The following is a 12,573-nucleotide window of genomic DNA, read 5'->3' as shown; positions in this document are numbered from 1 at the left end:
AGAAATGAGGTGTGGCGCATGGCCCCGACCCTGACGCTTGAGACGCTGACACAAAAGGTGGCCAGCGGCGACATTGATACAGTGCTGACCTGCACCATCGACATGCAGGGCCGGTTGATGGGCAAGAGGTTCCATGCCGAAGCCTTTCTTGAGATCGCCGAGGGCGAGACCCATTGTTGCACCTATTTGCTGGCCACTGATCTGGAAATGGCCACACCCGAAGGTTTCGCCGCCACCAGCTGGGACACTGGATATGGCGATTATATCCTGAAACCCGATCTGGCCACCCTGCGCCCGGTGCCGTGGTTGGACGGGACGGCGATGGTGCTGTGTGACGTGTTGGATCACCACGATCACGCGCCGGTGGCCCATGCGCCGCGCGAAATGTTGAAAACCCAACTTGCGCGGGCGGCGGCGATGGGGCTGACGCCGGTGACGGCGACAGAGTTGGAATTCTTCCTGTTCCACGGCACCCATGATGAAATTGCCAATGGTGGTTTCCGCACGCTGCGCCCGATTTCGAACTACAACGAAGATTACCATATCTTTCAGACCAGCAAGGAAGAGCCGGTCATGCGCCCGATCCGCAACCATTTGCGCGCCATGGGCGTGCCGGTAGAGGGGTCCAAGGGCGAGGCCGAGGCAGGGCAGGAAGAGCTGAACATCAAATACGCCGATGCGCTGGCCACCGCCGATCACCACACGATTGCCAAACATGCGGTCAAGGAAATCGCCCATCAACAGGGCTATGCCGCGACCTTTTTGCCGAAATGGCATCGTGATCGCGTCGGCAGCGCCGCGCATGTGCATCAATCGCTTTGGCGGGACGGCGCAAATGCGTTTTACGACCCCGACCGCCCCTTGGCCAAATCCGCGCTGATGGATCATTACATGGCCGGGCTGATCAAATATGCCGCCGACTACACCTGTTTGCTGGCGCCCTATGTCAACAGCTACAAACGGTTCGCCAAGGGCACTTTTGCCCCGACCCAAGTGGTGTGGTCGGTCGACAATCGCACCGCCGCCTATCGACTGGTGGGGGCGGACACGCGCGGGGTGCGGGTGGAATGCCGCACGCCGGGGGCGGATATGAACCCCTATCTGGCGCAGGCCGCGATGCTGGCGGCGGGGCTGAAGGGCATCGAAGATGAATTGCCGCTGGGTGCGGCCTTTACCGGCGATGCCTATGCCAAACAGAGTGCCGACCACATTCCGCGAAACCTGCGCGATGCGCGGGCGGCAATGATGGGATCAGAGATGTTGCGCGCGGCCTTTGGCGATGCGGTGATTGATCACTATGCGCGCGCCGCCGAGTGGGAACTGGAAGAATTTGACCGCGCTGTGACCGATTGGGAAATCGCACGCGGGTTTGAAAGGGCATGACCATGTTGCAATGTATTTCCCCCATTGACGGATCGGTGTTTGCCGAACGTCCGGTGATGGCGCTGGATGCGGCCGAAGCGGCCTGTGCCAAGGCGCGGATCGCGCAAAAATCATGGGCCGCACGGCCATTGGCGGATCGCATTGCCTTGGTGCGGGCTGGCGTGGCGAAACTGGGCGCGATGGGCGACGCGGTGACGGTCGAGCTGGCACATATGATGGGCCGCCCGGTGCGCTATGGCGGCGAATTCGGCGGCGTGAACGAACGCGCCAGCTATATGGCCGATATCGCCGAGGGCGCATTGGCCCCATTGGTGATCGAGGACAGTCCCAATTTCGAGCGCCGCATTCTGCGCGAACCTGCGGGCGTGGTGCTGGTCGTGTCGCCGTGGAACTACCCCTATATGACCGCGATCAATACGGTTGCCCCGGCGCTGATTGCTGGCAATGCCGTGGTGCTCAAAGGGGCGACCCAGACGCTTTTGGCGGGCGAACGGCTCGCGGCGGCGTTCCATGCGGCGGGCGTGCCCGAGGATGTGTTCCAGAACCTGTTTCTGGATCATGACACCACATCGGCGCTGATTTCCGGGCGCAACTTCGGCTTTGTGAATTTCACCGGTTCGGTCGGCGGCGGCCGGGCGATTGAACGCGCGGCGGCGGGCACCTTTACCGGCGTCGGCACAGAGCTGGGCGGCAAAGATCCCGGATACGTCATGGCCGATGCCAACCTTGACGCTGCTGTCGATACGCTGATCGACGGTGCGATGTTCAATTCCGGCCAGTGTTGTTGCGGTATTGAACGCGTCTATGTGCATGACAGCCTGTTTGAGGATTTCGTGGAAAAGGCCAAAGCAGTCGTCGACGGTTATGTCCTTGGCAATCCGTTGGACCCGGACACAACGATGGGACCGATGGCCAATGTGCGCTTTGCCCGTACCGTGCGCGACCAGATTGGCGATGCGCTGGCCAAGGGCGCGACGCGGGTGATTGATGACAGCAAGTTTGCCGATGACGGTGGCGCATACCTCGCGCCGCAGATCCTGATCAACGTCAACCACGACATGTCGGTGATGCGCGAAGAAAGCTTTGGCCCGGTGCTTGGCATCATGCCGGTGTCCTCGGATGACGAAGCGGTGGCGCTGATGAACGACAGCGATTTCGGCCTGACCGCATCGCTTTGGACCGCAGACGCCGACCGCGCCGCAGCAATTGGCGCGCGGATCGACACCGGCACCATTTTCATGAACCGCTGTGATTATCTTGATCCGGCGCTGTGCTGGACCGGGTGCAAGGACACCGGGCGCGGTGCGGCGCTGTCGTCGCTGGGCTATCAATCGTTGACCCGGCCCAAATCCTATCATCTGAAGAAAGCCTGAACTATGTCCCTGACTGCAAATTGGTCATACCCCACCGCCATTCGTTTCGGGGCGGGGCGGATTGCCGAGATCGCCGATGCCTGTGCCACGGCCGGGATCACAAAGCCGCTTTTGGTCACGGATCGCGGGTTGGCCAACCTGCCGATCACCCTGAAAACGCTGGATCTGCTAGAGGCGGCCCGCCTTGGCCGGGCGATTTTTGCCGACGTGGATCCCAACCCGAATGAGGCGAACCTGACTGCGGGCGTTGCCGTGTACAATGCGGGGAGGCATGACGGGGTGATCGCCTTTGGCGGCGGTTCTGGCCTTGATCTGGCCAAGATGGTGGCCTTTATGGCCGGTCAAACCCGCCCGGTCTGGGATTTCGAGGATATTGGCGATTGGTGGACCCGCGCCGATGCCGACGTGATTGCCCCGATCATTGCCGTGCCGACCACCGCCGGCACCGGGTCCGAGGTTGGCCGCGCCAGCGTTTTGACCAATGAAGTGACCCATGAGAAGAAAATCATCTTTCACCCCAAGGTGCTGCCGCAGATTGTGATCGCCGACCCAGAGCTGACGGTTGGCATGCCCGCGATGATCACCGCCGGGACCGGTATGGATGCCTTCGCCCATTGTCTTGAGGCGTATTGTTCACCGCATTATCACCCGATCAGTCAGGGCATCGCGCTGGAAGGGATGCGGCTGGTCAAGGACAATCTGCCACGTGCCTTTGCCACCCCCGACGATATCGAGGCGCGGGCGCATATGATGTCGGCGGCGATGATGGGCGCAACCGCGTTCCAAAAAGGGTTGGGCGCAATCCATGCGATTTCGCATCCTATTGGCGCGCTGTATCACACCCATCACGGCACCACGAATGCGGTGGTGATGCAGGCGGTGCTGGACTTCAACCGCCCCGCCATTGCCGACCGGCTGGCGTTGGCGGCGGCCTATCTGGGGATTGATGGTGGCTTTGATGGCTTCCACGCCTTTGTCGGCGAGATCAATGCCACCTTGGGCATTCCTGCCAATCTTGCCGCCATGGGGGTCACCAATCCCGACCGGGCCGCAATTCTGGAAGGCGCGCTGAAAGACCCGAGCTGTGGCGGAAATCCGATTGAAATGACCCGCGACACAACCGCGGCCCTGCTGGATCGGGTGTTGTAACATTCACGCCGTAAAATGTTCGGTTGCGCGCGTTTGGTTGCTTTTTGCCGATATGTTCTGCCATGATGCAGGACATATCACTCAGAAAGCAGCCCGCCCGTGTCCCAGACCTTTCGCCACCCCGAGATTGTCGAAATTGCCCGCCGTGATGGCAAGGTGACGGTCGAGGGGCTGGCGGAGCATTTTGGGGTCACGCTGCAAACCATCCGCCGCGATCTGACCGATCTGGCGAATTCTGGGCGGCTGGAACGGGTGCATGGCGGTGCGGTGCTGCCATCGGGTACAACCAATATCGGATATGAGGAGCGCCGGTCCCTGAACCCCGCCGCGAAATCCGCCATTGCGCGGGCGTGCGCGGCGCTGGTGCCGGATGATATTTCGCTGTTTCTGAACATTGGCACCTCGACCGAGGCCGTGGCCCAGGAGCTGCGCCATCACAAGACAATGATGGTGGTCACCAACAACGTGAATGTCGCGTCGATTCTGGTGGATAACCCGGAATGTGAAATCATTGTAACTGGCGGCCATTTGCGCCGCGCGGATGGTGGGTTGGTCGGCAATCTGGCGGCTGACACCATTCGCAGCTTCAAATTCGATCTCGCGGTGATCGGCTGTTCGGCGCTGGACCGTGACGGTGACCTGCTGGATTTCGATATTCAAGAGGTCAACGTCAGCCAGGCCATTCTGCGCCAATCGCGCAAGGTAATTCTGGTGGCGGATCATTCCAAGTTTTCGCGAAGCGCCCCGGCGCGCATCGGCTCCCTGTCCGAGGTCGATGTATTTGTCACCGATGTGCCCTTGCCCGATGATCTGGCGGCGGCCTGCGTTGCGTGGAACACCGAGGTGGTGATCGCTAAAGACTAGCAACTGTTTTTCATGCGGTGATAGGTCAGAGCCATTGCGGCCATCTGCTGCAACGCTGCGGTGTCAATTGGCCCGTCCAGCGGCAGGGTAACCTCGCGCGCACCATGATAGTCAAAGAGCCCGGGAAAGCGGTCGCGGTATTGATCCAGCAGATTGGTGCTGCACGGCACATAGAGCGAACACAGGTCCGGGCGTTTTGCTGACCAGCCCAGCCGAATGGTTGTGCCCAGCCGTTTGCGGCGCGGCAGATAGGCGGGCTGACCCCATTTCAGGCATTCCTCCAGCGGCGCGGCGGCGCTGGCATCGGCCGCATTGAAAATCAGTTTTCTCAATTGCATCAGCCTGTTGCATGCCGGGGTGGGCATTTGATCCAACAGGGCTTGCACCTCTGGCGGCGGTGGGGTCATGGCAGGATCACGGCGGCGGCTCCGGTCTGTCGGGATGTGTTCAGACTAGGTCTGTGGCGCGCGTTCGGCAATGGCAAGCGGGGATGACGGCCCGTTTGGGTTTCGTCAAACCTTCAAAAAACTGACGCCTGCAATTCATATTGCAGGTGCAATTTCGATTGCGATGACACAGCAACCCCGCAAAATCGCCGGTCTTCATGATCTGGTATCCCGCAACTCGGACAGATTGACCGGGGCGGACAGCCGTTTGCTGGACGTGTTGATGCGCGACCCGGTGCGCGCGGCGATGGAAAACGGCAAAGAGGTGTCGAACCGCGCCGGGGTTCACCCGGCCTCGGCGATCCGGCTGGCGCGTCGGTTGGGATTTGACGGCTATCCGGCGTTCCGCAGTTTCCTGCAAAACAATCTGGTCGAAGGGGACGGCGATTTCACCAGCGCCTCGGCCCGGATGGCGGCACGTCTGGTGCAGGCAGAGGAGGGCGGGGTGCTCTCTTCGGTGATTGCGGGTGAAATTGCCGCGCTGGAACAGCTGCGCGACACGCTGTCCGATCCGCATATCCGAACATTTTCCACCGCCTTGCGCGGGGCCCGGCGGATCTTTGTCTTTGGTCAGGGCCATGCCGCCAGCTTGGCGTCGCTGATTGCGCTGCGGCTGGGCCGGTCGGGATACAATGCCACCGACCTTGGCGAACATGCCAATCGGATGAGCACGGCCTTGACCGATTTGAACGCGCAGGACGTGATCTGGGCACTGTCGTTTCGCGGACCGAAACCCACCGTGCGCATATTGCGCGATGTGGCGACCACACAGGGGGCAACCTTCCTCGCGCTGACCGACGTTTTAAGCAAACCGATCACCCCGGCCCCCGATCACCTGATCCAGGCCACACGCGGCCGCCCCGGCGAAAGCCAATCACTTGTGGTGCCGATGAGCATCGCCAACGCCATCATCCTTGATCTGGCCGGCATCGACGAAGGCCGGTCGCTGCGCGCGTTGGAAAATTACCGAAAATTTCGCGGCACTTTGCCGGATCCCTGGCAATGACCCGCCCCGCAACCCACCGATAACAACAAAAAAAGTCACTCACTTTCAATCGTAAATCTTCTGAGGATATACTCATGTCGATCACTCTGAAAACGACTGCCCTGACCGGGCTGATGGGCCTTGTTGCCACCGGCGCCATGGCGGACACGACCGTTGAATTCTGGCACAGCTTCAACAACGCCAGCGGCGAAGTTCTGGATGGCATCATTGCGGATTTCGAAGCGGAAAACCCCGGTATCGAAATTGATGCGCAACATATCGGCAACTACAATGACATCGTGACCAAGCTTCAGGCCGCCATTCCCGCGCGTCGCGCGCCGGATGCGGTGATCATGGAAGTGACCCGCTATGGTCTGTTTGCGGACCGGGGTGTTCTGACCGATCTGACCGGGTATCTTGAGGCAGATCCGCTGAAAGACGACCTGTTCGATTTCGCCCGCGAAGTGGGTGTGTTCGAAGGCAAGAACTATATCGTGCCCTTCAACTCTTCGACGCCGGTGATGTATGTCAACACCGCGATCTTTGCCGATGCGGGCATGTCCGACATTCCGCCATTGACCAACTTTGACGAGATCCTGGAAGCCGCGAAAACGGTTCAGGAAAACCTGGGCGATCAGGGTATTTCGGGCATCGCCGCACCGGGCCAGTTCGCGCGTTGGGGTCTGATCATGGCCAATGACAGCGACCTGATCGACAGCGTTTCGGGCGAGATCCTGATTGATGCCGACAACACCGTTGAAGCCTATGAATGGATGGCGTCGCTGGTGCATGAACACGGCGTTGCCTCGGTTGATGGCGTGACCAAGGAAAACAATGGCCGCGATGCGTTTCTTGCGGGCAAGGTCGGCATGATGATGAATTCGACCGGCAACTATCGCCGTTCGAAAACCGCGCTTGGCGATGATCTTCTGGTGCTGCCGATGCCCTGCAACAAAACCTGCGCCGCGCCGATTGGTGGTGCCGGGATTGGGATCCTGTCGACCTCTGACGATGACGTGAAAGAGGCCGCTTACAAGTTCATCAGCTATGCGGCCGGCGCCAATCCAACGCCAAATGGTTTGCGGGCACCGGCTATATGCCGATCAACAAAAAGACCAAGGATCAACCGGTTGCCGCCGCCGCACTTGAGGGCGAGCCGGGGATCACCGTTGCGATCAACCAATTGGATGTGGCCCGTGGCCGTCCGCGCCCGCCGGTTGTGACATGGATGCGCGCCAGCGAATATGACCAATGGCAGGCGATGGCCCTGGGTCAGGCCGATGTGCGTGAGACCCTGAACGATTTCGCAGAGCGGACCCGCGGCGAAGAAGCCCGGACCAACTAAATCTGCACAACCTGACAACGCCGGGCCGCCAAAACTGGCCCGGCGTTTCCCATGGGGATTGCCATGCATTCCAGATTTACGCCCTATCTTTTCGTCCTGCCGCTGATCGCGTTCATCGCGGTCTTTACCTATATTCCGATCGTGACCAGCGTGAATCTGTCGTTTCGCGAATGGGATTTCCTCAGCGATAACAAACCCTGGGTCGGGCTGGACAATTACCGGCTGATCATGTCGTCGAACGAGTTCTGGAATTCCTTGCGGGTGACGGCGATTTTCGCGCTGATTTCGGTGCCGTTGCGGCTTTGTCTTGCGATGGCGATCGCCAGCTATCTGGTGCGCGAGGCTTTGCCGCAGCGCCTGTTGCGCGGGGCGCTGTTCCTGCCGTCTGTGACCTCGACCGTGGCGATTGCGGTGGTGTTTTCCTGGCTGTTCGCCACCGATTACGGCATCATCAATGCCTTTCTTGCGATGTTCGGCATCCCCAAGGTCTATTGGCTGCAAAACCCGCAATTGGCGCTTTGGGTGATCATCATCGTCAACACCTGGAAACAACTGGGTTATGACATCGTGATCTATATCGCCGGGCTTCAGGCGATCCCGCAGGAACTCTATGACGCCGCCGCCGTCGATGGCGGGCGCAAGCGGCATGTGTTTCGCCGGGTGACATTTCCGCTGGTGATGCCGACGACCTATTTCCTTTTGGTGATTTCGGTGATCGAGGCCTTTCAGGTTTTCACCGTCGTCGATGTGATGACCAAGGGCGGCCCGGCGGGCGCGACCGATATGCTGGTCAACATGCTCTATCGGGTCGGCTTTACCCTGTTTGACATCGGCATGGGATCGGCGCTGGCGGTCATGTTGTTCATCCTGCTGATCGGATTGGCCATTTTCAAATCCCGCGTGCTGGGACGAAAGGTGCATTATGAAGCCTGAGACACTTTGGGCCTGGGCCGCGCTGGTTGCCGGGCTGATATTCCTGTCACCGGTGCTGTATACCATCTGGATCTCGTTTCAGACGGTGGATGCCTATTATTCCGGTGGCGCGCATTTTACCCTGGAAAATTATGCCGAGGCCTTTGGCCAGTATGATTTTGTCCGTTATCTGTGGAACAGCATTCTGGTGTCCGGGGTCGTGACCCTGGGCGGGTTGGCGATGGCGACCATGGCGGCCTTTGCCTTTGCGCGGTTTACCTTTCCGGGCGGGGATTTCCTGTTTGCCGCTGTCGTGGCGACGCTGATGATCCCCAGCCATATCACCCTGATCCCCAATTATCTGACATTGGCCAAGGTCGGGTTGCTGGACACCTATGCCGGGTTGATCCTGCCGGCGATTTCCAATGGCTTTGCGGCGTTTTTCCTGCGGCAATACATTCGCGGCATTCCGCGTGCGCTGGACGAGGCCGCCTATATGGACGGGGCCCGCCCGTATCAGGTGCTGTGGCGGGTGATCGTGCCGATTGCCCGGCCCGCGATCCTGTCCATGGGGCTCTATATCTTTATCTCTGAGTGGAACAATTACATCTGGCCCTTGGTCGCGATCAGCGATCAGGATCTGTATACGCTGCAAATCGGTTTGGCCCGGCTTTACAAGGAAAACCCCGGCGAGGATGTCATCAACTGGCCCCTTGTCATGGCGGCATCCACCATCACCATCCTTCCCATCCTGTTTGGATTCTTTCTCGTCGAGCGCCATCTGGTGCGCGGCATCACCATGGGGGCCGTGAAATGACGGAACATCACATGACACGTATTGCATCACATCGCGGCGGCACGCTGGAATTTGGCGACAGCACCCCACAGGGGTTTCGCGCCACGGCGGCGCTGGCGGTGGAAGAAGTCGAATTTGATCTGCATCCCACATCCGATGGCGCGATCATTGTGCATCATGATGCCACGTTGGACCGCACGACCGACACAAGCGGCGCGATCGCCGATCTAAAGGCCGCCACCGTGCGCGCCGCCGTGATCGACTATGGTGCGGGCGGTCATCCGCTGACCCTGGCCGAGTTATGCGCCATTTATCGTGACAGCCATGTCAATTTCCGCTGCGAGTTCAAGCCGGATCAAAATGGCCGCCCCTATCGCGATTTCATTGCGCCGGTGCTGGATTTGCTGCGGGCCGAGGGCATGTTGGAACGCACGACATTTTCCTCTTTCCTGATCGAAACCCAGGATGAATTGGCCCGGCTGAGCGACCGGCCCCGGCTCTGGCTGGTCAGCCCACCGGTGCTGCGGCAATTGGGTGATGCGGGCGTTGTGGAAATGGCGCTGGCGCATGGTATCCCGGAAATCAGCGTGATGATCGACACAGCCGATGATGCGCTACAGGCGCGGGCGCGCGATGCGGGCCTGGATTTCGGCTGTTTTGCCGCCCACACAGTGCCGCAGATCGAAAAGGCATTGCGCATGGGGATCAAGGTGTTCACCACCGACCGCCCCAGTCTGGCCATTGCGGTCCGGCATAAGTTTGAGCAGGGGGGCGCAGCATGAGCGGCATTTCCCTCAAGGATATTCGTAAATCCTATGCCAATGGGCCGCAGGTCCTGCACGGCGTATCGCTGGACATTCAGCCCGGTGAATTCGTGGTGATTGTCGGCCCGTCCGGCTGTGGCAAATCCACGCTTTTGCGGCTGATTGCCGGGCTGGAACGTTGCGAAGATGGCGATATCGAAATTGGTGGCAAACGCGTCAATGATGTCGCGCCGCAGGATCGCGACATTGCCATGATCTTTCAGAACTATGCGCTCTATCCGCATATGTCGGTGCAGGACAATATCGCCTTCGGGCTGGAGCTGCGCGGCATAAAACGTGCCGAGCGGGTGGCACGGGCGCAAGAGGTGGCGAAAACCCTGCGGCTTGACCCCTATCTGAACCGCAAACCCGGTGCGCTTTCCGGCGGCCAGCGCCAGCGGGTGGCAATGGGGCGCGCCATGGCCCGCAGCGCCGGGGTGTTCCTGATGGATGAACCCCTGTCGAACCTCGACAATTCGCTGCGCGTGGAAATGCGCACGGAAATCAAGGCGTTGCACAATCAATTGGGCGCCACCATCGTCTATGTCACCCATGACCAGACCGAGGCGCTGTCGCTGGCCGACCGGGTGGCGGTGATGAAAGACGGACATCTACAGCAGTTCGATACACCGGCGGCGATCTATGACCGGCCCGCAAATCAGTTTGTTGCCGGGTTCATGGGGCAACCGCCGATGAATTTTGTCGACGCCGCCGCATTGCCGGATTGGGCGGACACCAACGGGCTTCACGTTGGATTGCGCCCCGAGGCGCTGCGCCTGCAACCGGATCACGCGGCGGGCAGCGCGCTGGAGGCGCGGATCGTTTTGTCGGAAATGACCGGATCGGATCTGACCCTGCATTGCGATACCGTTGCGGGCCGCTTGGTGGTCACCACCCCCCGCCGTGACCTTGTGGAAGGTCAGGATCATGTCTGGCTGGGGTATGACGCAAGCCAGGCGCATCTGTTTGACAGCAGCACCGGCGCGCGGCTGTAAACCGGGTTGCCGGATTTCGAATCACCCGATTTGGCGCAATCTGGCGGCCTGTTTCACAGGGTCCTCAGGGCGCCAGATCGGGCTGTTTTGGACGCGTCGAATTGGAAAATTCCAATAACCGTTTGAGTTAAAACACTTTTCATTTTGTCTATTTTTTACCGTTTGATAAAATTTCAACCTGTGGCACCATTTCCCAAAAGAACAGGGAGACGGTATGAACACCCCATTGACCCCAGGTGTCGTCGCAGCGCGATTGACCCCCCAGGAGATCGAGGCCAATTTTTCGGACCTGCATCCGGCGTATGATCCGCATGAGGCGCTCGTCGCGGCGGATCGTTGTTATTTTTGCCATGATGCGCCTTGCGTGACCGCCTGTCCGACGGATATCGACATTCCGTTGTTCATTCGCCAGATCGCAACCGGCATGCCCGAGGCCGCCGCCAAAACCATTCTGGAGCAGAATATTCTTGGCGGCATGTGCGCGCGGGTCTGTCCGACAGAAACGCTCTGTGAACAATCCTGTGTCCGCGAAACCGCCGAAGGCAAACCGGTGGATATTGGCCGTTTGCAACGCCATGCCACCGATGCGCTGATGGCGCGTCAGGGCCATCCGTTTTCGCGCGCAGCCGACACCGGCAAACATGTCGCGGTTGTGGGCGCGGGGCAGGCCGGTCTTGCCTGTGCGCATCGTTTGGCGATGAAGGGGCATCAGGTCACGATTTTTGAAGCGCGGGCCAAGCCCGGTGGGCTGAATGAATTTGGTCTGGCCGCCTATAAGACCACCGATGATTTCGCCGCGCGCGAGGTCGATTGGCTTTTGCAGATTGGCGGGATTTCGATTGAATATGGCCGTGCTCTTGGGGCTGATCTGACCCTTGCGGGGCTGTCCGACGGTCATGATGCGGTGTTCCTTGGTGTTGGTCTGGGCGCTGTGAATGTGCTGGGGATCGACGGCGATGACGCCGCCACGGATGCGGTCGATTTCATTGCCGATCTGCGCCAAAGCGCCGATCTGGCGGATCTGCCGGTTGGGCGCAATGTGGTGGTGATTGGCGGCGGCATGACGGCGGTCGATGCGGCGGTGCAGTCGAAATTGCTGGGCGCTCAGAGTGTCACGCTGGCCTATCGTCGGGGTCGTGACCGCATGGGCGCGTCGCAGTTCGAACAGGATCTGGCGGCGACCAAGGGTGTGCAAATCCTGACCAATGTGATGCCGGTCGGCTATGCCGATGGGACATTGACGCTGGAATATACGGCGGATGTGGATGGCCGGTTGCAGGGCACGGGCGAGCAGGTGACGTTGCCCGCCGATCAGGTGCTGCGCGCGATTGGCCAAACGCTGGTGCCGGTTGATGGTCTGGCGGTGGAGCGCGGCAAGATCGCAGTGACCGAAGCGGGCCGCACCAGCATCAATGGTGTCTGGGCCGGCGGCGATTGTACCGCGGGCGAAGATTTGACGGTGGTGGCCGTGGCCGAGGGCCGCGACGCTGCCGAGGATATACACAGTGCGCTGATGGCGTGA

12 protein-coding genes are annotated in these 12,573 nt (G+C 60.1%); 11 read left to right on the top strand and 1 reads right to left on the bottom strand.

The annotated features are described in order from the left end of the window. The first annotated feature begins 18 nt into the window (after positions 1-18). From AC0L4F_RS17750 to AC0L4F_RS17735, 4 genes are all read left to right on the top strand, one after another. Positions 19-1,383, top strand: a complete 1,365-nt coding sequence (locus tag AC0L4F_RS17750; protein WP_244690701.1) for a glutamine synthetase family protein — start codon at positions 19-21, stop codon at positions 1,381-1,383. Continuing rightward, the gene (locus AC0L4F_RS17745) at positions 1,380-2,756 is read left to right on the top strand and encodes an aldehyde dehydrogenase family protein (RefSeq protein ID WP_244690699.1); all 1,377 of its coding nucleotides are present in this window, start codon (positions 1,380-1,382) and stop codon (positions 2,754-2,756) included. Before AC0L4F_RS17750 ends, AC0L4F_RS17745 begins: the two co-directional genes overlap by 4 nt. A gap of 3 nt (positions 2,757-2,759) precedes the next feature. Continuing rightward, complete coding sequence (locus tag AC0L4F_RS17740; RefSeq protein ID WP_244690697.1) at positions 2,760-3,905, top strand: iron-containing alcohol dehydrogenase; 1,146 nt, start codon at positions 2,760-2,762, stop codon at positions 3,903-3,905. Between the two features lie 99 nt (positions 3,906-4,004). Next, on the top strand, positions 4,005-4,769 hold the full coding sequence (locus AC0L4F_RS17735) for a DeoR/GlpR family DNA-binding transcription regulator (protein WP_244690695.1): 765 nt from the start codon (positions 4,005-4,007) through the stop codon (positions 4,767-4,769). Here the strand turns inward: AC0L4F_RS17735 and AC0L4F_RS17730 are convergent. Further along, positions 4,766-5,101, bottom strand: a complete 336-nt coding sequence (locus AC0L4F_RS17730; RefSeq protein WP_244690693.1) for a DUF1801 domain-containing protein — start codon at positions 5,099-5,101, stop codon at positions 4,766-4,768. The genes AC0L4F_RS17735 and AC0L4F_RS17730 overlap by 4 nt on opposite strands. A gap of 238 nt (positions 5,102-5,339) precedes the next feature. Here AC0L4F_RS17730 and AC0L4F_RS17725 point away from each other — a divergent pair, with 238 nt between their 5' ends. From AC0L4F_RS17725 to AC0L4F_RS17695, 7 genes are all read left to right on the top strand, one after another. Continuing rightward, on the top strand, positions 5,340-6,221 hold the full coding sequence (locus AC0L4F_RS17725) for a MurR/RpiR family transcriptional regulator (RefSeq protein ID WP_244690691.1): 882 nt from the start codon (positions 5,340-5,342) through the stop codon (positions 6,219-6,221). Between the two features lie 74 nt (positions 6,222-6,295). Next, positions 6,296-7,423: an ABC transporter substrate-binding protein gene (locus tag AC0L4F_RS17720; RefSeq protein ID WP_244690689.1), complete on the top strand. Its 1,128-nt coding sequence runs from the start codon at positions 6,296-6,298 to the stop codon at positions 7,421-7,423. Positions 7,424-7,608: 185 nt separating this feature from the next. After that, positions 7,609-8,478: a carbohydrate ABC transporter permease gene (locus AC0L4F_RS17715; protein ID WP_244690687.1), complete on the top strand. Its 870-nt coding sequence runs from the start codon at positions 7,609-7,611 to the stop codon at positions 8,476-8,478. Further along, complete coding sequence (locus AC0L4F_RS17710; RefSeq protein WP_244690685.1) at positions 8,468-9,274, top strand: carbohydrate ABC transporter permease; 807 nt, start codon at positions 8,468-8,470, stop codon at positions 9,272-9,274. Before AC0L4F_RS17715 ends, AC0L4F_RS17710 begins: the two co-directional genes overlap by 11 nt. Positions 9,275-9,285: 11 nt before the next feature. Then, entirely contained in the window at positions 9,286-10,035 is a 750-nt protein-coding gene (locus tag AC0L4F_RS17705) for a glycerophosphodiester phosphodiesterase family protein (protein WP_244690683.1), read from the top strand. Beyond that, entirely contained in the window at positions 10,032-11,051 is a 1,020-nt protein-coding gene (locus AC0L4F_RS17700) for an ABC transporter ATP-binding protein (RefSeq protein WP_244690681.1), read from the top strand. Before AC0L4F_RS17705 ends, AC0L4F_RS17700 begins: the two co-directional genes overlap by 4 nt. Positions 11,052-11,265: 214 nt before the next feature. Beyond that, positions 11,266-12,573: an NAD(P)-dependent oxidoreductase gene (locus tag AC0L4F_RS17695; RefSeq protein WP_244690679.1), complete on the top strand. Its 1,308-nt coding sequence runs from the start codon at positions 11,266-11,268 to the stop codon at positions 12,571-12,573.

This window comes from Marinovum sp. J2-8 (assembly GCF_055808435.1).
This window is presented reverse-complemented; position numbering and strand designations above follow the sequence as displayed.

Coding starts and splice junctions, on each gene's coding strand:
- AC0L4F_RS17695 (WP_244690679.1), top strand. CDS start 11,266: ATGAACACCCCATTGACCCCAGGTGTCGTCGCAGCGCGATTGACCCCC.
- AC0L4F_RS17725 (WP_244690691.1), top strand. CDS start 5,340: ATGACACAGCAACCCCGCAAAATCGCCGGTCTTCATGATCTGGTATCC.
- AC0L4F_RS17750 (WP_244690701.1), top strand. CDS start 19: ATGGCCCCGACCCTGACGCTTGAGACGCTGACACAAAAGGTGGCCAGC.
- AC0L4F_RS17745 (WP_244690699.1), top strand. CDS start 1,380: ATGACCATGTTGCAATGTATTTCCCCCATTGACGGATCGGTGTTTGCC.
- AC0L4F_RS17715 (WP_244690687.1), top strand. CDS start 7,609: ATGCATTCCAGATTTACGCCCTATCTTTTCGTCCTGCCGCTGATCGCG.
- AC0L4F_RS17740 (WP_244690697.1), top strand. CDS start 2,760: ATGTCCCTGACTGCAAATTGGTCATACCCCACCGCCATTCGTTTCGGG.
- AC0L4F_RS17720 (WP_244690689.1), top strand. CDS start 6,296: ATGTCGATCACTCTGAAAACGACTGCCCTGACCGGGCTGATGGGCCTT.
- AC0L4F_RS17705 (WP_244690683.1), top strand. CDS start 9,286: ATGACACGTATTGCATCACATCGCGGCGGCACGCTGGAATTTGGCGAC.
- AC0L4F_RS17700 (WP_244690681.1), top strand. CDS start 10,032: ATGAGCGGCATTTCCCTCAAGGATATTCGTAAATCCTATGCCAATGGG.
- AC0L4F_RS17710 (WP_244690685.1), top strand. CDS start 8,468: ATGAAGCCTGAGACACTTTGGGCCTGGGCCGCGCTGGTTGCCGGGCTG.